This window comes from Salibacterium qingdaonense, from assembly GCF_900114715.1.
Classification (GTDB): Bacteria; Bacillota; Bacilli; order Bacillales; family Marinococcaceae; genus Salibacterium; species Salibacterium qingdaonense.
The window spans coordinates 68,726-90,948 of sequence record NZ_FOTY01000004.1; the positions used below are offsets into that span (position 1 = coordinate 68,726).

The 22,223-nt window shown below is 46.7% G+C and carries 15 protein-coding genes; 13 read left to right on the plus strand and 2 right to left on the minus strand.

Going from position 1 to position 22,223, the window contains the following annotated elements; all coding sequences use genetic code 11:
- Nucleotides 1–60: 60 nt before the first annotated feature.
- Genes addB through BM058_RS05075 form a run of 4 tightly spaced genes read left to right on the plus strand, consistent with a single transcriptional unit; the run spans nt 61 to nt 11,813 of the window.
- A complete protein-coding gene (addB, locus tag BM058_RS05060; protein ID WP_090925947.1) occupies nt 61–3,567 on the plus strand; it encodes a helicase-exonuclease AddAB subunit AddB in 3,507 nt (1,168 codons plus the stop codon).
- Nucleotides 3,560–7,243, plus strand: coding sequence for a helicase-exonuclease AddAB subunit AddA (gene addA, locus BM058_RS05065; protein WP_090925948.1), 3,684 nt, complete (start codon nt 3,560–3,562; stop codon nt 7,241–7,243). The genes addB and addA overlap by 8 nt, the downstream gene beginning before the upstream one ends.
- On the plus strand, nt 7,240–8,403 hold the full coding sequence (locus tag BM058_RS05070) for an exonuclease SbcCD subunit D (RefSeq protein WP_090925949.1): 1,164 nt from the start codon (nt 7,240–7,242) through the stop codon (nt 8,401–8,403). Before addA ends, BM058_RS05070 begins: the two co-directional genes overlap by 4 nt.
- Nucleotides 8,403–11,813 carry an AAA family ATPase gene (locus tag BM058_RS05075; RefSeq protein WP_090925950.1) on the plus strand — a complete coding sequence of 1,137 codons (3,411 nt, stop codon included), beginning with the start codon at nt 8,403–8,405 and terminating at the stop codon, nt 11,811–11,813. The genes BM058_RS05070 and BM058_RS05075 overlap by 1 nt, the downstream gene beginning before the upstream one ends.
- A 360-nt stretch (nt 11,814–12,173) precedes the next feature.
- Here BM058_RS05075 and BM058_RS05085 read toward each other — a convergent pair whose 3' ends face one another.
- On the minus strand, nt 12,174–12,506 hold the full coding sequence (locus tag BM058_RS05085; protein ID WP_322787872.1) for a CHY zinc finger protein: 333 nt from the start codon (nt 12,504–12,506) through the stop codon (nt 12,174–12,176).
- 327 nt (nt 12,507–12,833) lie between these two features.
- Here BM058_RS05085 and BM058_RS05090 point away from each other — a divergent pair, with 327 nt between their 5' ends.
- The 7 genes from BM058_RS05090 (at nt 12,834) to BM058_RS05120 (ending at nt 17,903) form a co-directional block, all read left to right on the plus strand.
- On the plus strand, nt 12,834–13,268 hold the full coding sequence (locus tag BM058_RS05090; protein ID WP_090925952.1) for a hypothetical protein: 435 nt from the start codon (nt 12,834–12,836) through the stop codon (nt 13,266–13,268).
- Between the two features lie 305 nt (nt 13,269–13,573).
- Nucleotides 13,574–14,062, plus strand: coding sequence for a hypothetical protein (locus BM058_RS05095; RefSeq protein ID WP_090925953.1), 489 nt, complete (start codon nt 13,574–13,576; stop codon nt 14,060–14,062).
- 352 nt (nt 14,063–14,414) lie between these two features.
- A complete protein-coding gene (locus BM058_RS05100; RefSeq protein ID WP_090925954.1) occupies nt 14,415–15,632 on the plus strand; it encodes a NupC/NupG family nucleoside CNT transporter in 1,218 nt (405 codons plus the stop codon).
- Nucleotides 15,633–15,732: 100 nt separating this feature from the next.
- The gene (locus tag BM058_RS05105; protein ID WP_090925955.1) at nt 15,733–16,173 is read left to right on the plus strand and encodes a GNAT family N-acetyltransferase; all 441 of its coding nucleotides are present in this window, start codon (nt 15,733–15,735) and stop codon (nt 16,171–16,173) included.
- Complete coding sequence (locus BM058_RS05110) at nt 16,173–16,376, plus strand: DUF6501 family protein (RefSeq protein WP_090925956.1); 204 nt, start codon at nt 16,173–16,175, stop codon at nt 16,374–16,376. Before BM058_RS05105 ends, BM058_RS05110 begins: the two co-directional genes overlap by 1 nt.
- Before the next feature lie 55 nt (nt 16,377–16,431).
- Entirely contained in the window at nt 16,432–16,824 is a 393-nt protein-coding gene (locus BM058_RS05115; protein ID WP_090925957.1) for a hypothetical protein, read from the plus strand.
- Between the two features lie 245 nt (nt 16,825–17,069).
- Nucleotides 17,070–17,903 (plus strand): S1C family serine protease, encoded by an 834-nt coding sequence (locus BM058_RS05120; RefSeq protein ID WP_177195440.1) that lies wholly within the window; start codon nt 17,070–17,072, stop codon nt 17,901–17,903.
- 67 nt (nt 17,904–17,970) lie between these two features.
- On the opposite strand, the gene BM058_RS05125 is transcribed toward BM058_RS05120, so the two are convergent.
- The gene (locus BM058_RS05125) at nt 17,971–19,572 is read right to left on the minus strand and encodes an ABC-F family ATP-binding cassette domain-containing protein (protein ID WP_090925959.1); all 1,602 of its coding nucleotides are present in this window, start codon (nt 19,570–19,572) and stop codon (nt 17,971–17,973) included.
- A 208-nt stretch (nt 19,573–19,780) separates the two neighbouring features.
- Here BM058_RS05125 and BM058_RS05130 point away from each other — a divergent pair, with 208 nt between their 5' ends.
- Together BM058_RS05130 and BM058_RS05135 are read left to right on the plus strand one after the other, a co-directional pair.
- Nucleotides 19,781–20,680, plus strand: a complete 900-nt coding sequence (locus BM058_RS05130) for a TetR/AcrR family transcriptional regulator (RefSeq protein ID WP_090925960.1) — start codon at nt 19,781–19,783, stop codon at nt 20,678–20,680.
- Nucleotide 20,681: 1 nt separating this feature from the next.
- Nucleotides 20,682–22,094, plus strand: coding sequence for an MDR family MFS transporter (locus tag BM058_RS05135; protein ID WP_090925961.1), 1,413 nt, complete (start codon nt 20,682–20,684; stop codon nt 22,092–22,094).
- Nucleotides 22,095–22,223 lie beyond the last annotated feature (129 nt).

Below are 22,223 nucleotides of genomic sequence, written 5' to 3' on the forward strand. Positions count from 1 at the left end.
AAAGCGAACATATGATTTCCGTTGGTTTTACAATACCTCAAGAAATCGGGGGGAAGAATCATGACCATTCGTTTTTTTACAGGAAGAACGGGAACTGGAAAAACGTCCACCATCCAAAATGAGATGATTCATTCATTGCAGAACAAAGCGGCACCGGATACGTCGATTATTTATCTTGTGCCGGATCAAATGACCTTTCAGGCGGAACAGAGTCTCGTTTCAGCGCTGGGAACCGGATTTACCAATCTGAAAGTGTTGAGTTTTTCCCGTATGGCCTGGAACGTGCTGCAGGAGACCGGCGGAATTACCCGTACATATCTGCAGCAGCATGGGATTCATGTACTGATTCGTAAGATCATCGAAGAAAACAAAGAGAAATTTCGTCTGTATGAGTCCGCTGCCGGAAAATCCGGTTTTATCGAGCAGATGGAACAGTTTATTACCGAATGCAAACGACAGATGGTATCCATGCCGGGACTTCATGAAAAATTGGAGGAACTCGATAACAAGGAAGATAAATCCAGCCGGGACAACGTACTTTCCGATAAAATTCATGATATTGTGACCATCTGGGAAAACACCGAGGAAGTTCTCGAAGGGCAGTATGCCGGCGCCGAAGAATACCTGCAGCTGCTGGCTGAAAAGGTGAAAGACTCTGCCTTTCTGCAGAATGCTGAATTATACATCGATGGCTTTCATTCTTTTACACCGCAGGAATACAGCGTGCTGCAGGCCCTTTTTCAATGTTGTTCCCATGTGACCACTGCCTTGACGATGGACAGGCCTGAACCTGACCAGATGCCGTCAATGCTTGACTTATTTTATCAACCAGCGCGCACCTATCAAAAACTGTCGGCACTGGCGGGAGAGCTTACATCAGACGAAGGACAGACCATCCATTTTTCTGTAAACCAAAAACACCGCAGCGGAGGACTTTTGCATCTGGAACAGACATTTGAAAAAAGACCCGCACAGCAAGGTCCAGTGGATGATGACATTTATCTTGCGACGGCGGTGAACCGGCGGACAGAAATCGAAGCATCGGCCCGTGAAATTAATGAACTTGTCCGAAGCGGATACCGCTATAAAGACATTGCCGTTGTGACCCGCAACTCGATGGACTACAGCGAAATGCTGCAGTCTGTATTCCGTGATTACGGCATCCCTTTATTCATGGATGAAAAACGTCCGATGCTCAACCATCCGGTGGTGGAATTTCTTCGTTCCTCCCTGGAAGCTTTATCGCAAAGGTGGAGATACGAACCGTTGTTCCGGGCATGGAAAACGGATATGTTTTTTGATCTGGATGAAGATTGGAGAGCGGCGAAAGAAGAGCTTGATCGTCTCGAGAATTATGTCCTGGCATATGGTATTCAGGAAAAACACTGGAAACAAAAAGAAGATTGGTCCTATACAAAAACACACACCTCTGCCGAAGAAGGAACCAAAGCCGTACAGGACGTTTCCGCGGAAGAGCAGTTGAACCAATCCAGAAGACGCCTCACCTTCCCGCTTTTAAACCTTGAGAAGCAAATGAAAAAAGCCAAAACAGTAAAAGACTACTGTGCCGTTCTGTATACCTTTATGGAAGAGCTTTCGATTGCTGAAAAAATTGAAAAGATACGGGATGAAGATCTCGCAAAACAGAACCTGTCAAAAGCGGGCGAACATGATCAGGTCTGGAACGCGGTGATAGATTTACTCGAACAGATGGTAGAAATGGCAGGAGAGGAGAATGTTTCATTTGATACATTTTATCAAATGATGGAAACCGGCTTTGATTCCATGTCTTTTGCGATTGTTCCTCCTGCTGTCGACCAGGTGACGGCCGCTGATATGGAACGTTCCCGCGTAGGAGACGTCCGTGTATGCTTTATTCTCGGAGTAAATGAAGGGATTCTTCCCGCCTCCTTTGAAGAAGAAGGGCTATTATCGGATGAAGAGCGGCAGTGGTTTGCGCGCGAAGGAATAGAACTTGCCGATGACGCGGGGACAAGACTGTTGAATGAATCCTTTCTCATTTACCGGGCACTCACCCTCCCTCGTGAGAAACTGTATATCAGCCGGCCCCTGGCAGATGAAGAAGGGCAGTCGCTGCAGACATCGGGACTCATCACCCAGATTCAGAACCTGTTTCCAGAGCTTGAAGATAAGCTCCTTTACAATGAACCACAAGAGTACCCGGAAAAAGAACAGGAAGCTTTCGCCGGCGCCAACCGCAAAACCCGCTCCTTTTTGACGTACCAGCTGCAGCGCTGGAAACAGGGATATCCTGTTGCTCCTGTCTGGTGGGAGGTATACAACTGGTTCACTGCCAATGCCGACCGTCCTTCTTTGCAGATGATGGTCGACAGCCTGTTTTTTACGAACAAAGCAGAACCCGTTCCCCCGCATTTAACAAAGCAGCTCTACGGTGAGACACTGAAAACAAGTGTCTCAAGGTTCGAGCAGTTCGAGTCTTGTGCGTTTGCCCAATTTGCATCCTACGGTCTTCGGCTGCAGGAACGTGAACTGTACAAATTGGAAGCCCCTGATATCGGGCAGTTGTTTCATGGAGCGCTTAAGGAAATGAGCGAACAGGTCCAGGAATCCGGACAAGAATGGGGAAGGCTCTCAAGAGAAGAATGCCGCTCCTATGCAAAACAGTCTGTCGGACGTGTTGTACCATCGATACAAAAAGAAATTCTTTTAAGCAGCAGCCGCTACCGTTACCTGCAGCAAAAACTTGAAAATACAGTAGTCCGGGCAGCTGATATTCTGCGGCAGCAGGCTGGCGTTTCAGGGTTCACACCGATGGGACTGGAACTTGGATTTGGTCCTGGAGAAACACTGCCTCCGCTCAGCTTCATGTTATCAGACGGTACAAAGATGGAAGTCGCAGGCCGCATTGACCGGGTGGATGGTGCCGAAGGAGAAGACGGGTTCTACGTTCGTATTATCGACTATAAATCCGGAGCCAAGGATATACGTCTGTCTGAAGTGTATTACGGGCTGGCGCTGCAGATGCTTGTGTACCTCGATGTCGTGCTTTCCTTTTCAGAAGATTGGATCGGCAGGAAAGAACTGAAACCAGCAGGTGTGCTTTATTTTCATATTCACAATCCATTTCTGCAGGCTGCCGGGACGATGGATTCTGATGAGCTGGAACAGGAATTTTTTAAACGGTTTAAGATGAAAGGTCTTCTAATGGCTGAAGAAGAGCCGGTACGGCTGATGGACACTTCTCTTTCAACCGGATATTCGAATGTAGTACCGGCAGCAATCAAGAAAGATGGTTCGTTTTACAGCAATTCCTCTGTTCTTCAGGGCGGGGAGTTTGAAGCGATGCGAACGTTTATCCGTTCCAAACTCCAACAGGACGGCGAACAAATCATGGGAGGAGCTGTTGATATTCAACCATTCAAAAGCGGACAAACAACGGCCTGTGCGTATTGTTCCTTCCGGCCGGTCTGTCAGTTTGACACTTCGTTTGAATCGAACAGTTACCGCCAGCTGCGCACGAACCAGGAGGAGATTGTGTCTCACCTTTTCTCCCCGGAGAAGGAGGATGATGTAGAAAATGAATAGATCTGAAAAGCCGCTTCATTCCGGCTGGACTGATGCCCAGTGGGAAGCTGTGTCTGCATCTGGAGCGGACATGCTCGTTTCGGCAGCAGCCGGAAGTGGAAAAACCGCCGTACTCGTCGAGAGAATCGTTCATAAAGTCACCGATCCCGAACAGCTTGCCGATGTGGACCGGCTGCTTGTCGTTACCTTTACAAAAGCAGCAGCAGCAGAAATGAAAGGGCGGATTTCAACAGCACTGGGCCGGGAACTCAACAAATATCCCGGATCTCTTCACCTTCAGCGCCAGCTCTCCCTTATAAACAGGGCCCAGGTCTCCACTCTGCATTCATTTTGTATGAGTGTAATCCGCAAGTATTATTATAAAATAGACATCGATCCCCAGTTCCGCATCCTCGATGAAACCGAAGGCGAATTAATGCGGGATGAAATACTGGATGAAATACTGGAAGAAAAGTTCCAAGAAACAGAAAACGAACCATTTCTCGAGGCGGTGGAGCGGTTCAGCAGTGACCGGAGCGACGAAGGCGTGCGCCGTGTTATCCGCCAGCTCTTTCAGTTTTCAAGAGCTCACCCGGACCCGGAGGAGTGGCTCTTTCATACCGCCGAAAATTATAAGATTCCATCCGGAACCAGCCTGGAAGCGACAAAATGGGGCAGAGAGATACTCGAAGATGCTTCCATCCGCCTCCGCTCCTCTGTGGAAAAGCTTGAACAGGCGGAAACTCTCTGCCGGCAGGCGGGAGGACCTGAATCCTATCTTGCCAACCTGGAAGAGGACAGGCAGATACTTCAACGTCTCCTTGATACAACAGACTGGCCAGGTTTATATGAAGAACTTCAGGCTGTGGTATTTTCCAAACTGAAGACGATAAAGAAAAATGAAGATGTGGATGAAGACATCCAAAACCGAGTCAAAGCACTTCGCGATGAGGTAAAAAAAGAAATCCGTGCGCTGCAGAATGAAGCGTTCTCCCGACCGCCGGAAGATCTTCGCAAAGACATTCATGATATGGCCGGTTCCATTTCGGTTCTAACGGAAATGGTCAACGAGTTTTCCGAAAAATACCAGGAAGCAAAATCAGCGAAAAACGTCGTCGACTTTGCTGATCTGGAACATTTATGCCTCCGTATCCTCCGCATGGAAGGGTCAGAAGCAGCGGAGGAGTACCAGCACTGGTTTGACGAAATCATGGTCGACGAATACCAGGACACAAACCACACCCAGGAAGCCATTCTGCGGCTTATCGCAAAAGGAGACAATCTGTTTTATGTCGGGGATGTGAAACAGAGTGTCTACAGGTTTCGTCTGGCTGACCCCGGCCTGTTTCTGGAGAAATATAACTCTTATACACGCAGTGGAGACACCCCCGGCCGCCTCGTTCATCTGGATCAAAACTTCCGCAGCCGCAAAGAAGTCATTCAGGCTGTGAATTTTGTGTTCCGTCAGCTGATGGACGCATCCACTGGCGGAATGGATTATGATGAAACAGCGGAATTGAAAACAGGAAATCAAGATTACCCGGATACCGCAGCGGTACCGGAACTTGCCGTCATTAATAAAGGAACCCCTCTATCCGAAAATACAGAGACCGAAACAGATGACATGGAAGATCTCGAGACAGCCCAGCTTGAGGCAAGGTGGACCGCACAGAAAATCAAGAAGATGCTCGACGAAGGGTATCAGGTGCTCGATAAAGAGACCAAGCAGATGCGGAGCATGACATTCCGGGACATTGTTATATTGATGCGCTCCATGAGCTGGGCATCCACTTTTATGGAAGAATGCAGGCATGAAGGTCTTCCGGTTCATGCAGAACTGAGAGGCGGCTATTTTGAAGCAGTAGAAATTAATATCATGCTGTCGCTGTTAAAAGTGATTGATAATCCCAGACAAGACATTCCCCTCGCTTCGGTTCTTCGTTCGCCGATTGTCGGCATGAAGGAAGAAGATCTTGCTGCGGTGCGGACGATGGACAAACAGGGAAGTTTTTACGATGCCCTTACAAAATCCGCAGCTGCACCGGCGGCTTCGGTCTGGAAAGAAAAAGCAGCATCCTTCCTTGAAAAACTCCAGGACTGGAGAGAACGGGCCAGAAGTGAAGCATTGTCGGAATTCATCTGGGATTTGCTGCAGGAAACGGGATATTATGACTTTGCCGGCGGACTCCCGGGCGGCAGACAGCGTCAGGCCAATCTACTGGCCTTATATGACCGGGCCAGAACGTATGAAAAAACCTCGTTCCGCGGCCTTTTTCGGTTTCTCCGGTTTATCGAACGCATGCAGGAACGCGGGGATGATCTTGGAACAGCACGCGCTTTGAGTGAGCAGGAAGATGTCATACGGCTGATGACAATTCATAAAAGCAAAGGACTGGAGTTTCCAATTGTGATACTGGCGGGAATGAACAAAATGTTTAATTTCCAGGATTTGAATCAACCTGTTCTTTTTCACAAAGAGCTTGGGATCGGCACCCGTCATATTGACCCCGAAAACAGAGTCATGACAGAAGCTGTCCCCCGTTTGGCCGTTAAAATCAGAAATCACAAAGAAAGTATTGCCGAAGAAATGAGAATTCTCTATGTCGCGATGACACGAGCGCGGGAAAAGTTAATCATGACTGGCACATTGCGTAAAGCCGAAAAAACAATCGACGAATGGGCGGCGGGATACAATCATGATAAAACCGTTCTTCCGGAATGGAAACGGCGGAAGGCAAAATCCTTCCTGGACTGGGTCGGGCCGGCTGTTTTCCGGCACCGGGCTGCCGCAGACTATCATCCCGGACCATCAGAGGAAGCACACCAGGGACTGTATCACGACCCAGTCCCCTGGAACATTCAATTGGTAGAACGAGCAGAACTTCCATCGCAGGAAGAAAGCGCACCGGAAGCAGATCAAATCGTGGAAGATGCTCTTTTAAACATGGAAGCCGTGCCGATTTCATCAGGCGTCCGGCACCGGGTGGATGAACGTTTATCCTGGAAGTATCCGTACCAAAGTGCGCTCCAGACCCGTTCCAAACAGACAGTCAGTGAGTTCAAAAAATCCGTGCAGGATGAATACAGTGAACCGGTGTACCAACCGGCGTTTCATTCGCAGTACGCGCACCGCCCATCGTTTATGCAGGAGACTGACCTCCGGCCGGAAGAAAAAGGAACAGCGCTTCACACCTTGATGCAGCATCTTCCACTCGATAAAGAGTTAACCCCGGCATTGTGCCGCACATTCGCAGAACAGCTTGTTGAAAACGAGCTGTTAACCGAAGAACAGGCGGCTGTCATTAATACGGAAGAAGTGTCCGCCTTCTTTCAGACGGTTATCGGCCGGCGGATGCAGGAGGCAGCCCATGTTTTCCGGGAAACAGCTTTCACGTACGGTAAATATGGAACCCCGGAACACGATCTTGTTCTTTTGCAGGGGGCGGTAGACTGCATTTTTCAAGAAGAAGACGGCACAACGGTTCTGCTGGATTATAAAACAGACGCCCATGCGGGACGATTCCCCGGGGAACCTCAGAAAGCCAAAGCAAGGATGAAGCAAAAATATCAATCTCAGATAGACCTTTACCTTGAAGCCGTGTCGGCTATCTGGGAGACAACGATTCAGGAAGCATACATTTATGCCTTTGATGGAGGAGAATGGATCGATATGAAAGAACAGGAGTCCACTTTATGAGAATACTTCATACGGCAGACTGGCACATTGGGCGGATGCTGGAGGGAAGAAGCCGCCTGACAGAACATACCGCCTTTCTCGAAGAACTTGAAGTCATCATCCGGGAGGAAAAAGCAGACGTACTCCTCGTTGCCGGAGACGTGTTTGACTCGGTCAATCCGCCTGCCGACGCGGAAAGTCTGTTTTATGAAAAAATGGCGGCCATCAGCAGCCGATGCGGCATTCCTATCGCCGTCATCGCTGGAAATCACGATCATCCAGAACGGCTGGAAGCACCGCGCCAGCTGGCTGCCGCGCAGAATATCCATATTCTCGGCTATCCCGGCCGAAAACCGCTTATGATTCCAGTGAAGGAGGATATCCTTCAACTGGCGGCCCTGCCGTATCCATCTGAAGCCAGGATGAAAACGCTCTTCACAAGCGATCCAAAGGAGACGAAAATACGACAGGCCTATCAGAAGAAGGTGCGGGAACTGTTTGATGCGATGACGGCTTCTTTCCATCCCGGACACGTCCGTATGGCTGTCAGTCACTTATTTGCCGCCGGTGGAGCAGAAAGTGATTCCGAGCGGCCTATTGAAGTCGGAGGTGCTTATACCCTCTCTTCCACCAGTTTTCCCGCCGATATACAGTACATGGCGCTCGGTCATCTGCACCGTCCACAAAATATTCATCATCCCGATTATCCTGTTCGTTATTCCGGATCGCCGCTTGCCTTTAGTTTTTCCGAAGCCGGCCATCAAAAGTCGGTAACAGTGGTAGATGTTCAGGCGGACGATAAGATTGCAGATATTCGCGAGGTTCCAATCTCAAGCGGCAGCCCGCTCGTTCAATGGAAAGCCGAAGGGGGAATGGACCAGGTGAAAAAATGGATAGACGAGAAGAAAGACCGGAATGCATGGGTGGAACTGCAGCTTCATCTTGACGACTCCCCGTCTATGGAAGACATTCAGCTTATAAGGAAACATCATCCCGGCATCGTGCATATCTATCCTGTTTTCCCGGAAAAACAGATTGCTTTGTCAACTGAAAACAGAAGCAGCCTGCCGATAGATGCCCTGTTCCAGAAGTTTTATGAAAAACAGACAGGAGGAGCCTCGCCGGACGAGGAATTGGTTCAATTATTTATGGAACTGGTCGAGGAAGGAGACGAAGAGTAATGCGTCCGCTGGAATTATCACTAAAAGGTCTGCACAGTTTCAGAGAAAAACAGACCGTTGACTTCACCAGTCTTACCGAGGAAGGGATTTTTGGCATTTTCGGGCCTACCGGAAGTGGAAAATCCTCCATTCTGGATGCGATGACACTGGCATTATACGGAAATGTCGAAAGAGCTCCGAATAATACAAATGGAATCATCAATCAGGGAGAAGATGAGCTGTATGTCTCTTTCACGTTCCAGCTCGGGAACGGAGCTGATTACTCGGTATGGAAAGTAGAGCGGAGCTATAAACGCTCCGGCGGCCATCATGTCAAAACGGCTTCGGCGCGGCTGCATGATTTAACCGGCACTCCGTTAGTACTTGCCGATAAAGCCAGTGACGTGAATAAAGAAGTAGAAAAGCTGCTCGGACTATCCATCGATGATTTCACACGTGCCGTTGTGCTTCCTCAAGGAAAATTTTCCGACTTTCTGACGCTTCGGGGCAACGAACGGAGATTAATGCTGCAACGTATCTTTCAGCTCGAAAAGTATGGGGATCAGTTAATAAAGAAGGTAAAAACGGGATTACAGAATGCCGTCCACGGCAGGGAAAAAATAGAATCAGAACAGCAGGGACTCGGTATGGATGCGGCCGCTCTGAAAAGGGCGGAAAAGGAAACAGCTTACTGGGATGAGCGGATGCAGTCAGTACTCACAACAAGAGAAGTATTGGAAGAAAAGTGGAAGAAAAGCAGACAGCTCCGGGAATGGGAACAGGAGTGGAAAGAGAGCGCCCGGAATATCGAAAAACTTCTCGCCGAAAAAGAAGCAGTAGATCAGCAGCGCAGACAACTCGAACTTTCCGAACAAGCGGACATGCTGATGCCTTACGCAGATGGTGTGCTCGAGGCGGCTTCAGAAAAACAAAAGTGGATGTCAGAAGAAAAACAAACCCGCAGCCGCCGCGATCAAGCGCGCGTGCAGCATGAAAACGTATCTCAGGAAATGGAAACGTTCAAAACGAAAAAAAAGCAGGCAGAAGAACGGCTTCGTCAGCGCGAAAACGAAGTAGATAAAGCAGAAGAACTGCAACGAAACACAGCCGATTCTAAAAAACAGGAAGAGACCCTTCAAAAACAAAAAATGGGAATAGACGAACGGCTGCAAACCCACAGAACAGAAGAGCAGCAAATGCAGCAGGACCTGGGGAAATATGAACAGGCAGTGCGGCATTTTCAAAATGAGCTGGAGCAGCTGGACAAGACGATGGAAAACCTTTATACACTGATGGAAGCTAAAGATGCCAAACAGCATATTGTTCAGCTCGAGTATCAATACGAGACGGTGTCCAGCGAAAAGCAGGAGGAAAACAAACAGGAACTTTCTCTGAGCGGTGCATTAAAAGAGAAAAACCGAGAGACGATAAGCAGTCAGAATCGGCTTCTGGACCGATCCGGTCAGCTTCTCTACTGGTACAATAAATGCTCGGACGAACGCCAGTGGCTGGAACAGACGATCCATCGTCTCGGAAAGTGGTCCGATTCATGCCAAAGTGAAGCAGATTATATTCAAAAACAGGCGGCAGCGGCCGAGCTTGCGCTTCAGTTAGCGTCCGGTGAAGCCTGTCCGGTCTGCGGATCTGTTCATCACCCCGACCCGGAACATCAGGGAAATACCGAAAAGGATGTACAGCCTGTACTGGAACAAAAGAACAACCTGGATAACTGGATCCAGCGCTTAAAATCGATGGAAGTACAATGCAGAAGCCGGCAGCACGTGCTCCAGCAGTTATCCGAACAAACAGCCGGCATGGTTCTCACTCCGGTAAATGAAGCACAAACGCCGGGAAATCTGGAAGCAGACTGGTTTCTTCCGGTCATAGAACAAAATGACAACTGGGAGCAGGACCTACAAAAGAAGATGCAGGAGTGGGAACGGGAAGAAGACACGATAGAATACATCCAGCGGGATATTGAAGCGAAAAAAAGCCTGCTCCAGCAGCTTTCGGTGGAAAAAAAGGAACTCCGCCACCAGTGGATCACATCAGGTATGTCGCTTCAGGAAAAACTGGATCAGGCCAATACGCTTTGGGCTCAGATCCAGGAAAAGAAAAAAGAGTGGCATCAGATGTATTCCCGTTTTGACTATGAAACCGTGGAAGAAAAGCAGCGGGAACGAATGCAGCAGGATGAACAAAGACAAACGCTTCAAAAAAGAGTGGAAGAAGGTACCACCTACGTACAGAGCCACCAGCAGAAGCTTCAGGAAAAAAGAAACGCTATTCATACTGTCACAATAGAACAAAAAGAGACAGACACAAAGCTTGAACAGGTATCTTCGTATATCCGGCAGCAGGAACAACAGATTTATCAGTATCTGCAGGACGAATCTGTCAAAGATGCACGTGCGGCCCTTGAACAAGAAAAACAGACATGGGTGGAACAGGAACAAAGTCTCTCCAAGAGGCTCGAACAGACAGCTTCTGAAAAACAGGAAGCTGAACATGCTCATTCCATCGCTCTTCATGCCGTCCAGGAAGCAGAAAAAAGAGAAGAAAATAACATGCGGAAATGGAAAGAACAGACTGCGCTTTACGACGAAATGCCAAATGAACCATCCAGTATTAAAGAGTATGTGCTGCCCGAAGATGAAAAAACAAACATCCAGAGAAGAATCAAAAATCATGACCATTCGCTGCATTACTGGAGAAGAGCCAAGGAAGAGCTGGAACCGAAAATTTCCGGCCGGACCGTCTCCGACGAAAACTGGAGGAAACTTGATAACGCCAGAAACAGCGCGGTCGAATTGGTCGATTACACCCGGGAAAGACGTGCAGCCGCACACCAAACACTAAAAACAATTGAACAGAAAAAAGAACGTTATGAAGCATTGGAGAAAGAGCGGAAAGAATGGGAGAAGGAGGCGGAAAAATACCGTAAACTGGACCATGTTTTCCGTGGAAAAGGGTTCATTGATTTTCTGGCAGAAGAACAATTGGAGCAGGTAACCCGGACAGCGTCCGAGTGGCTGCGGCAGCTGACCAGGGGAAGGTACACTGTAGAACTTGACGAACAGGGCGGATTCATTATCCGGGATGAAACAAATGCCGGTTTAACACGACCTGTTTCCTCTTTATCCGGTGGCGAAACGTTTTTAACAAGCCTTGCGCTCGCTCTTGCATTATCATCTTCCATCCAATTAAAAGGGCGCTATCCGCTTGAGTTCTTCTTTCTGGATGAAGGATTTGGCACACTGGACCAGGAACTGCTGGACACAGTGATGACAGCACTGGAAAAACTTCAGATGAATAACCTGGCTGTCGGAATCATCAGCCACGTACCGGACATTCAGGAACGCCTTCTTCATAAATTGATAGTGAAAGAAGCACAGGCCGGCGGAGAGGGGAGCAGCATTGAAAAAGTATAATTCTCTGAAAGGAACGCACGATGTTAACTGTAATTTCATTATGTAAACCTGGAGATTGAAATCACCTTTTTTAGAAGCCGGCTGTATCTTCATGCAGCCGGTGATTCTGAAGGCGGGGAAATCACTTCATCACAAATGATGGGCGGATTGAATAATTTATACATGCAGAAGGGGAGAACACACACATGAATAATAACAAAGTAGAGAAGAGACTGGCCGTTGTCTGCCTTGTCGTCGCAGCTTTGCTGTTCATCTCCCTTGTCCGCAGCTTTCTGGGCTTTCTTTGAGATTTTTCTGAATGTGTAATAAGCACGAAAATGATGCTGTTCAGCCGTCTTATTCTGCGGAACGTTTTTGATGTTACTCAAAGTACAGAGAATAATGATACCGGCATCCGGGATTGAAAGGGGCACTGCAGGACGGGCACTGATAACCGCTTTCCAGATAATCTCGTATGGAAAGGTGTGCAGCACATATCCCGCACAGTACAGCTTCCAGATGAAACTCATCCTGCGGCCATCTCTTGGGGGGTGCGCCGCAGAGTTCCTTGTGACACTCATAACAGCAGTAATAAGACTTGCAGCAGTAGCACTTTACAGCGATCACATCGTGATGCTCGTGATAGTGGGTGCATCTTGTTTCATGATCCATGTTGATTCCATATACGACATCATCTTTTATCATGATTTTCATAAAAACCTCCTGAAAGCAAATGAATAAAAGGTTTAACGATGTAAAATCAGGGTAATATAATTGTGGAAAATATACAATCCCGGACGTTTTTTTCAGGTGAAATTTTATAAAAAAATTGTTGACCTTCTGGATTAAGTGAATTATCATGTAACAGTAGACACTTTTACCCCTTTGATGTGTGACAAAAGTTAGAATTTTTGTTCAATTAATCGACAATGTTTCTCAGCTGTGCTATAGTACAGATGTGAAGCGTTGTTCAGAGTTTACAAAACGCCCGTTTCAATCGCAGATATATCCGGTGTAACACAATAATTAAGGAGGGATACGATGCCTGTTAAAGAGAATCAGGAAACGCTCGTACGTACGAAAGCAAGAGAGCTCTGCAGTGCAATGGAGCTTAGAGGATGGGCAAGTACAAAGTTTGTACCGACTCCTCCTTATGGATATACACTGATAAGCACAACGGGATGCCGCGCATGGTTCGGTAAACGGTGGGGAATGATCTGTGATGATATGGAAGACCATCTCAAAGTTGTGCTGGATGTTCCACGGGGTAAAGTAACGGAAGCGGAGTTAAGCCAGAGAACCGCTTTACCGATCACCGGAGAAAAGGAAGGCATCAGTTCGGTTGAGATTATTGACAACAGAGACCGGGATACTATTGTCCTTTACCTTTACGTCTCTGAACTCAAAAATCTTGAGTTTAAAAATAGTGAAATAATGGAAATTGTCAGTGATGTACGCCGCTGGGCATGCCTTTGATCGTTTAAACCATGCGTCACCCTTCCATGGGTGCGCTTATTTTTTGTTACATGATGCTTCAAAAAACTTTCATCCTGTGAATGACAGGACATCAGAAGATATGATTCCCGGATCCGGATCACCCGTATGCCCGGAGGACCACATGCCGCATAAGTTATCAGCGGAAGCTCCTCCATTATACAGGCGGGCTTCAACTGTTCAGGGCACTCGCGTTTTTCTTATCAAAAGAGTAGGAAACTGTTTTTAAACATGTTACAATAATTTAAACTATATTTTTAGACAAAAATCGAAAGACGGGGTGCGGAATGAAAGCGTATCGTCGTAAATTTTTCTATTTAGGAATAAACAATAAAACACTGGAACCTATGAGCATGGATAGAATCCGCCAAGCCGGGTTTGATTTAACGGTCAGTAAAACGGATCTTCCTTACATGATCAGTTTCTGCAGAGAATGGCGCGGTTTTTTTGAAGAAGCTGCCCGCGGTGTCCATCCGTTGTACCGTCCTTATATTGAAGAGGCTGCTTCCTTTTTTGATGAACAGGTGGAGCAGATGACACTCTGTACAGCCCCTCACCATGATTCCACGTCATATATCCTTCCGTTCACCGACCTTGTGGCATCGCTTATGCTTGCCTATAACGTTTTTGACACGGTGCTGGAAGAATACGAAAACATGCCGGCTCATTTTGAAACAGCGTTGAAATACTACAGGCAGTTTGCTGTGAAGTCAGATTCCGACAAATCCCAATTTATCTTGAACAATCTGCCGGACCTTCGCCTGAGTGTCGAATAAGCAGCGGTCGGCCTCTGATATAATCAGAGGCTTTTTTTATAGGTAAAGGAATTTTAAAAAGATACGAAAGGGAGTCACGAGGTGTCTGTCTCAAAAATTAGGGCGCAGGCTGGAAGATGGAATCTTCCGTTTTTTATAGAATGAAAGAAATATCTACGAATTCATAAGAATTTCCCGGTTAATATTCCGTATCCCATACCAATTGCTTAAAATGGTGAAGTTTTCTTCCGTACCTTTTTCCTATACATTATTTACTTTTTCGTGGAAATTTGATAAGTTATCTATGTCCTTTCAAAAAGAGGGAAAGCGTTTCCTTATGCGGAGGGGATAATCAAAAAAGAGGGGTGAAACAATGAATTTTTTATGGGGACTCATGGGTATTGCTTTCATTCTATTTCTGGCATTCCTTTTTTCCGACCGTAAAAAATCAATAAGTCCGCGTACCATTCTCGGCGGACTGGCTTTCCAGGTTCTGTTTGCGTTTATTGTACTTCAGTGGGAATGGGGACGTAAAGCACTGGAAGCATTGACAAGAGGGGTTCAGGCTGTTATTGACAGCTCCTATGAGGGAATTAACTTTCTCGTAGGTGACCTTCTTGCGTTGGATAACGTCGGCAGTGTGTTCGCTTTTGAAGTGCTTCCTATCATTATATTCTTCTCATCCTTGATAGCAGTTCTCTATTATATTGGTGTTATGCAGATTTTAATCAAGATTATCGGAGGCTTTTTGTCTTATATTCTTGGAACAAGTAAGGCGGAATCCATGTCGGCGGCGGCGAACATTTTCGTCGGCCAGACGGAGGCTCCGCTTGTTGTACGGCCGTATCTTTCTGATATGACCCGTTCCGAAATTTTTGCAGTCATGACAGGAGGACTAGCATCCGTTGCCGGCTCTGTACTGTTCGGTTATTCCCAGCTCGGTATTCCGCTTGACAACCTGCTTGCCGCGAGTTTCATGGCAGCGCCGGGCGGGCTGATTATGGCAAAAACGATGATGCCTGAGACCGAAATTTCGGCAACGAGCGATACTATTACAATCGAAAAGGATACCGAGTCCCAGAACGTGATCGATGCCGCAGCACGCGGCGCTTCTACGGGTGTACAGCTCGCATTGAACGTCGGAGCGATGCTGCTTGCGTTTATCGGATTGATTGCGGTGATTAACTTGATTGTCGGCCTTCTCGGCAGCGCAGTCGGTATCGAAAGTTTGACACTGGAAATGATTCTCGGTTACATCTTTGCTCCTATCGCTTTTATGATCGGCGTGCCATGGGGAGAAGCCCTGCAGGCCGGAAGCTTTATCGGACAGAAACTGGTTGTGAACGAATTCGTTGCCTACGCCAGTTTCGCACCGGAAATTGAATCCTTTACTGAAAAATCCCGCGTCGTCATCACTTTTGCGTTGTGTGGGTTTGCGAATCTATCATCAATGGCTATTATCCTTGGCGGCTTTGGTTCTCTCGTACCGGAGAGACGAAATGAACTTGCCCAGCTGGGGCTTAAAGCGGTACTCGCAGGTGCCCTTACCTCCCTTCTCAGTGCCGCGATTGCCGGTATGTTTGTTGCCTGATAAGTGACCGCAGCAGCGCCTCTACGGAGAGCGCTGCTTTTCTTGCCAAAAGATTTGATTCCTGATATGCTTTTAGAAAATCGACTGGAGGGATCACCCTTTGGAAGAGCTTTTTGATGAAGAAGATGTGCGCAGCGTTTTCTTTCTTATCCGTCAGCTGCGTCCCCGGCTGCACGAAGAAGAGTACATAAAAGCAGTCCGCCGGATGCAGCAGGAAGGATACCGCCTTTTCGCATGGAAGGAAGAGGGAACGTTTACCGCAGCAGCTGGGCTCCGTTTTCAGGAAAATTTATATAACGGACGGCATGTGTGGCTTGACGATTTTGTCACAGATGAACGAAAGCGTTCCCAGGGTATCGGCAGAAAAGCTCTGTCGGACATCGAATCGTTTGCCGCATTACATGGAGCAGAGCGTGTCGTATTATCTTCAGGGCTTGAGCGGACGCAGGCTCATTCGTTTTACGAGAATAAGATGAATTACGGGAAGAAAAGCTTTGTTTTTACTTCCGCACGCTTGGACGAAAAGGGGGGACGACAGTAATGATCCATCTAAAATGGACTGAGACAGAAACGATAAAGCAATTGCGCTGCCGACACGTTAACGCAAAGAAATATCAAGTGCATAATGTCCTGACTCCTGGAGAGGTATATGATGTCAAAAATGAAACAGAAGAGTTTTATTTCATTATCGACGATACCGGAAAAATCGGGGGATTCGAAAAATACTATTTTGAAGAAATCTAAAACGATAAACAAAGGATGTTTTGAACAAACTTATAAATGAAAAAGGTTGATGTAGATGAGTGTCTGGTACAAAATCAGCAGAATCTTCAAACCAAGAGAAGAAACATCCGAAGAACCTAAACACCAAGGTTTGAAAACAAGATATTACGCCGCTGGTTTCACGAGAGTCTTCCGAAACCTGGAGCAGCTTCCGGAAACGAGCGGAAAAATCAACAAAGTCATTAAAGCAGACCAGGAGCGGGGGGAACTCTTTCTGGAAGCCGCTGAGGGGAGAGACCGATTTGATGTGATTATCACCATCGTACAGGTCGGTCCCAATGAAACGGCCGTGGATATTGTATCGTCCATCCAGAAAAAATCGGGGGACTGGGGAAAAAATTACCCTGTCATCCAGCATGTTCTTCAAAAGCTCGATCAGTCGTTTCCTTCCATCAAAAAGGCAAAATGAAAAGGTCCGATGAAAAACTGTCCTGTACCTACAGGGCAGTTTTTTTGTGTTTATCCTCAAAAACCCTTGTGCACCAACTGTTTCACAGGTGTGTATTCCTGACAAGGACACGTTTTTTAAAGTTAACTATTGTGGTATAACAATAATACTATAGAAATGATATATTAGTATAGAAATAAAGGCAGGTGTATGGACTACCTGTTATGTTGTATAGTGGAGACAGGGGAAGAATAAAGGAGAATGGCATGAAAAGAAGACATAAAGATACATTGGAAGAAATGCATGATGAAGCCTATGAAAATCTTTCCTATGAAGAATTTCAGGAGGCGCTTGAAGAAGAGCCGAAACAGCGTACGAAAGAAAAACGAAAGCGTAGAAAAAAGCGTAAAGGCATAAAATGGACGGCTTTTGTTATTGCAGCCATGCTCATTTTTCAGACATCCGCAATGTTATTTGATACATTCCGTCTTGATGTGTTCAGCTTCCTGCAGACGTCCTACCGGCTGTCGCAGGACGAACAGATTCAGGACTGGAAAGAATCGGTCGTAACAGTGCAGGGAGATGGGAAATATATCCGGACGCAGGGCACAGGGTTCTTTATTTCTGAAGACGGCCTGGCATTGACGAATCATCATGTGATTGAAAACCAGGATGCCATCGCGGTAAGTGCCCGGGGCGGGGAGATACACGAAGGGGAACTTCTGGCTGCTGATGCCAAAAAAGATCTCGCGCTTCTCGATATAGAAGGAAACGGATTTTCCCCGCTTCCTCTTCAGGAAAAAAACGATACTCCGGGAGACCATATCTATGTCATAGGGAACCCGCTGTCTTTTACAAAGATCGCGAATGAAGGAAAAGTGTTGAGTCGGGAGGAGACCGGTAGTGATGATATGGGGCTTTCCGCCCCTATTTATCAAGGGAACAGCGGAAGTCCAGTAATTACAGAAGAAGGCAGGGTAAGCGGGGTCGTGTACGCCAGAAGAACCGGATCCGGAACCGGGCAGGAAACAATCGGACTGGCGGTTTCTGCTGAGAAAGTACATGCTTTTCTTGAGCAACATGAAGAACACCTGGAATAAAAATGTGCAACCACTTAAAAGGCTGTCTATCCCGGTACCTGCGGGATAGACAGCCTTTTGACAGCAGTTATTTTTTTTGAAGCTTCTGGTCTTCAATATATTCATCATACGTCGTCTGCTTATCGATAACGCCGTCCGGAGTAAATTCGATAATCCGGTTGGCAATGGTCTGGACGAATTCGTGGTCGTGGGAGGAAAACAGAACCGCGCCGTTAAAATTGATGAGCCCGTTGTTCAAGGCCGTAATGGACTCCAGGTCCAAATGGTTGGTCGGTTCATCCATAATCAGTACATTGGCACCGCTCAGCATCATTTTGGAAAGCATACAGCGTACTTTTTCCCCGCCGGACAGTACTTTTGCTTTCTTGAATACTTCCTCGCCGGAAAACAGCATTCTGCCAAGAAAGCCGCGGATGAACGTTTCCGTTTGATCATTTGGGGAGTACTGACGAAGCCAGTCCGCAAGATTCAGATCCACTCCATCGAAAAATTCCGAGTTGTCTTTTGGGAAGTAGGAAATCGAGGTCGTTAGTCCCCACTTATAGGAACCGCTGTCCGGCTCCATCTCACCGGAGATGATTTTAAAAAGCGTTGTTTTCGCTATTTCCTGATCTCCAACAAAAGCGGCTTTTTCATTCCCCCGCAGCGTAAAATTGACGTTATCAAGAACCTTCACCCCGTCAATCGTTTTACTGAGGTTTTCCACGACAAGCAGATCTTTCCCGAGTTCACGATCCGGTTTGAACTGAATGAACGGGTAGCGTCTCGAAGAGGGCTTAAGATCATCAAGTGTGATGTTATCAAGCATTTTCTTTCTTGATGTCGCCTGCTTTGACTTTGACTTGTTCGCACTGAAACGCTCAATAAACTCTTTCAGCTCTTTAATCTTCTCTTCTTTTTTCTTGTTTTCTTCTTTGGCCATCTTCTGGGCAAGTTGGCTGGATTCATACCAGAAGTCATAGTTTCCGACATACAGCTCGATTTTACCGTAATCAATATCGGCAATATGGGTGCAGACCTGGTTTAAAAAGTGACGATCGTGGGAAACAACAATGACCGTGTTTTCAAAGTTGATTAGAAACTCTTCCAACCACTGCACTGCTGCGATGTCGAGGTTGTTGGTCGGCTCATCGAGCAAAAGGACGTCCGGGTTGCCAAACAGAGCTTGAGCCAGAAGGACTTTCACTTTTTCAGAGCCGGCCAGTTCCGACATTTTCTTTTCATGCAGATCTTCGCTTACACCGAGACCACGCAGCAGTTGAGCAGCTTCTGTTTCCGCTTCATAACCGCCGAGTTCGGCAAATTCACCTTCGAGTTCCGCCGCTTTCATTCCGTCTTCATCAGAAAAGTCAGGCTTCATGTAAATCGCATCTTTTTCCTCCATTACTTCATGAAGGCGGGAGTGTCCCATGATGACAACATCCATCACCCGTTCTGATTCATAAGCAAACTGATCCTGTTTCAGTACAGCGAGCCGTTTTCCCTTTTCCATTTGAACGTGGCCGCCCGTAGAATCAATTTCGCCGGAAAGTATCTTAAGAAACGTCGATTTTCCGGCTCCGTTTGCACCTATAATTCCGTAGCAGTTTCCGGGAGTAAACTTAATATTTACGTCTTCAAAAAGTTTTTTATCTCCAAAACGGAGCTCTACATTCTGACAGTTAATCAACAGCATTCATCCTTTTCATTAAACTAATTTTTATGATAACACATTTCCACCCGGGAATACGAAGGGGGGAACAAGATTACCTTTTTCTTTTTCAATCTCATGTTTTGACATGAGAAAAGTAGACCTATAGAATATAGTAGGTTGTTGAACTGATCAGTACTTAAATGACTAAACGGTCAGCGCAAGTAAGAAAGGGAGCAATGCGCAGATGGATAAGCATGAAGCCATTATACAGACAGCACTGCAGATGTTTTCGGAGAAGGGGTATTTTTCCACATCCGTCCAGGAAATTGTCTCCTCCTGCGGTATATCAAAAGGTAGTTTCTACAATTATTTTGCCTCTAAAGAGGATCTTTTAATGGAAGTGTTCCGCTACAATCACCAGCAGATTTTAAAAAAAGCGGAAAACCTTCATATGGATGAGACACTCTCCGTGAAGAAGCAGTTAATCAAAATGATCAGTATGGAACTGGAAGGGATGGCCGACAATCGAGAGTTTTTTCTTCTTCTTCAAAAGGTGGTATCCGTGCAGGAACACAAAAAGCTGATGCCTCTCATGAAAAGGACAAAAGCAGCCATGATCCGCCTTCATAAAGACTGGCTGCTGAAAGTTTACGGCGAAGATATCCGGACGCAGATATGGGACCATGTGCTGTTTCTGCAGGGAGCGATGAAAGAATATATTACACTGCTGAAAGAACACAATACGTCTGTCGATCCGGAAAAGTTTGCCGGCGGCATCATTGCAAAACTGGATGTTCTGGTTAAATACGGAAATCATCTCGATCCTATTTTAACTGATGAATGGATGAGCGAATACGAAAAGATAGCCGAGCATCCGGATATGAAGACATCAGAAGAAAAACGAGAAGACCAACTGGCCGCTGTGAAAACCCAGATCCATCACCTTTCTGAAAGCATAGGCATTAAAGAAGAACTGACAAACGCCATTCTTCTTCTCGAAGAAGAATGGAAGACCCCGGATCCCCGGTCCTTTTTGATGAACGCTCTTTTTGATTTTTTAACCCGGCCGGGGCTGGAGAAACAGGTGGAAACACTAAAAGACTTTTATTATCAAAAACAAAATGAGAGTAAAGAAGGAAGATAGTATGACGAATCAAAATGAAGAAAACAGTCAACAAGGAATTAAAAAAATCCCCATTATGGCCGTCCTTTTGGTCGGAGCCTTTGTGGCCATATTGAACCAGACGCTGCTTGCCACCGCTCTGCCTCCGATTATGGAGGATTTGAACATTACCGAGAGTACAGCACAGTGGCTGACGACCATTTTCATGCTTGTAAACGGGATTATGATTCCCGTCACCGCATTTTTAATTGAGACATTTACGACAAGGCGCTTGTTTATTACAGCCATTTCTACATTTGCTGTCGGTACACTGATCTGCGGCATTGCACCGAACTTTTCGATATTAATGGTCGGCCGGGTAGTTCAGGCTTCTGCTGCAGGTATCATGATGCCGTTGATGCAGACAGTTGTTCTGCTTATCTTCCCAATTGAAAAAAGAGGGCAGGCGATGGGATTTCTGGGGCTCGTTATTGCTTTTGCGCCCGCTATCGGCCCGACATTGTCCGGGTTCATGGTCGACCACTTCCACTGGCGGACGCTCTTTTATATTGTGTTCCCAATTGCTGTTATTGATATCTTCGTTGCATATTTTGTTCTGAAAAACGTCACTGAGCGCCACTTTCCGAAAGTGGACATTACATCCATTCTTTGGTCCACTCTTGGTTTTGGAGGCGTTTTGTACGGTTTCAGTACAGCCGGGAATACAGGCTGGGCGAGTGCTCCCGTTATTGTTTCCATGGCAGTCGGTGCAGTGGCATTGATCATTTTTGGTACCCGGCAGCTGAAACTTGAAGAACCAATCTTGGAAATCAGGGTTCTCCGGTACAAAATGTTTACGCTCACGACAGCGGTCGGTATGCTTGTCTTTATGGCCATGATCGGCGCAGCCACGGTTCTTCCGATTTATATGCAGAATTACCGTGATTTCACTGCTACCGAGTCCGGGTTGATGATGCTTCCCGGCGCTGTGTTGATGGGATTGATGTCTCCAATTACAGGGCGTATTTTTGACAAAGTGGGAGCAAAATGGCTTGCTGTTATCGGTCTTTTACTTGTCACAGTATCCAATGTAATGTACACCGTGCTTTCGACAGAAACGTCCTTTGTCTACATGACCACATTTTATGCCATGCGGATGTTTGGTGTGGCGATGGTTATGATGCCCGTTACAACAGCCGGATTAAATGTACTGCCAAGACATTTGATTCCTCACGGTACGGCAATGAATAATACTTTGAGGCAGGTAGCCGGTTCTATTGGCACCGCACTTCTTGTTACGGTCATGAGTACCGCAGCACTTAATCAAGGCGGTCCTGCACCGAATGTGGAAGGGTTGATTCATGGAGTGAATGTTGCGTTCTGGGTAGCTTCTATTCTTGGGGCTCTCGGTTTTGTCCTCAGTTTCTTTATTAAACACCAAACAGCTTCCGAATAAATACACCAATAAACAAAGAGCCGGCCCTGCAGAAGAGTCGGCTCTTTATTTATCAACATTTATAAACAAAAGAAAAAACCTGAAAAACGGCGATAAACTTCAGAATGCGGCTGTCTATATCAGCAAAAA

What these genes read in the sequence shown, in the direction of transcription:
- BM058_RS05115 (WP_090925957.1), top strand. Translation starts at nt 16,432, where the DNA reads ATGAGTGTCTGGTACAAAATCAGCAGAATCTTCAAACCAAGAGAAGAA.
- BM058_RS05070 (WP_090925949.1), top strand. Translation starts at nt 7,240, where the DNA reads ATGAGAATACTTCATACGGCAGACTGGCACATTGGGCGGATGCTGGAG.
- BM058_RS05120 (WP_177195440.1), top strand. Translation starts at nt 17,070, where the DNA reads ATGAAAAGAAGACATAAAGATACATTGGAAGAAATGCATGATGAAGCC.
- addA (WP_090925948.1), top strand. Translation starts at nt 3,560, where the DNA reads ATGAATAGATCTGAAAAGCCGCTTCATTCCGGCTGGACTGATGCCCAG.
- BM058_RS05090 (WP_090925952.1), top strand. Translation starts at nt 12,834, where the DNA reads ATGCCTGTTAAAGAGAATCAGGAAACGCTCGTACGTACGAAAGCAAGA.
- BM058_RS05110 (WP_090925956.1), top strand. Translation starts at nt 16,173, where the DNA reads ATGATCCATCTAAAATGGACTGAGACAGAAACGATAAAGCAATTGCGC.
- BM058_RS05095 (WP_090925953.1), top strand. Translation starts at nt 13,574, where the DNA reads ATGAAAGCGTATCGTCGTAAATTTTTCTATTTAGGAATAAACAATAAA.
- BM058_RS05075 (WP_090925950.1), top strand. Translation starts at nt 8,403, where the DNA reads ATGCGTCCGCTGGAATTATCACTAAAAGGTCTGCACAGTTTCAGAGAA.
- BM058_RS05085 (WP_322787872.1), bottom strand. Translation starts at nt 12,506, where the DNA reads ATGAAAATCATGATAAAAGATGATGTCGTATATGGAATCAACATGGAT.
- BM058_RS05135 (WP_090925961.1), top strand. Translation starts at nt 20,682, where the DNA reads ATGACGAATCAAAATGAAGAAAACAGTCAACAAGGAATTAAAAAAATC.
- BM058_RS05100 (WP_090925954.1), top strand. Translation starts at nt 14,415, where the DNA reads ATGAATTTTTTATGGGGACTCATGGGTATTGCTTTCATTCTATTTCTG.
- addB (WP_090925947.1), top strand. Translation starts at nt 61, where the DNA reads ATGACCATTCGTTTTTTTACAGGAAGAACGGGAACTGGAAAAACGTCC.
- BM058_RS05130 (WP_090925960.1), top strand. Translation starts at nt 19,781, where the DNA reads ATGGATAAGCATGAAGCCATTATACAGACAGCACTGCAGATGTTTTCG.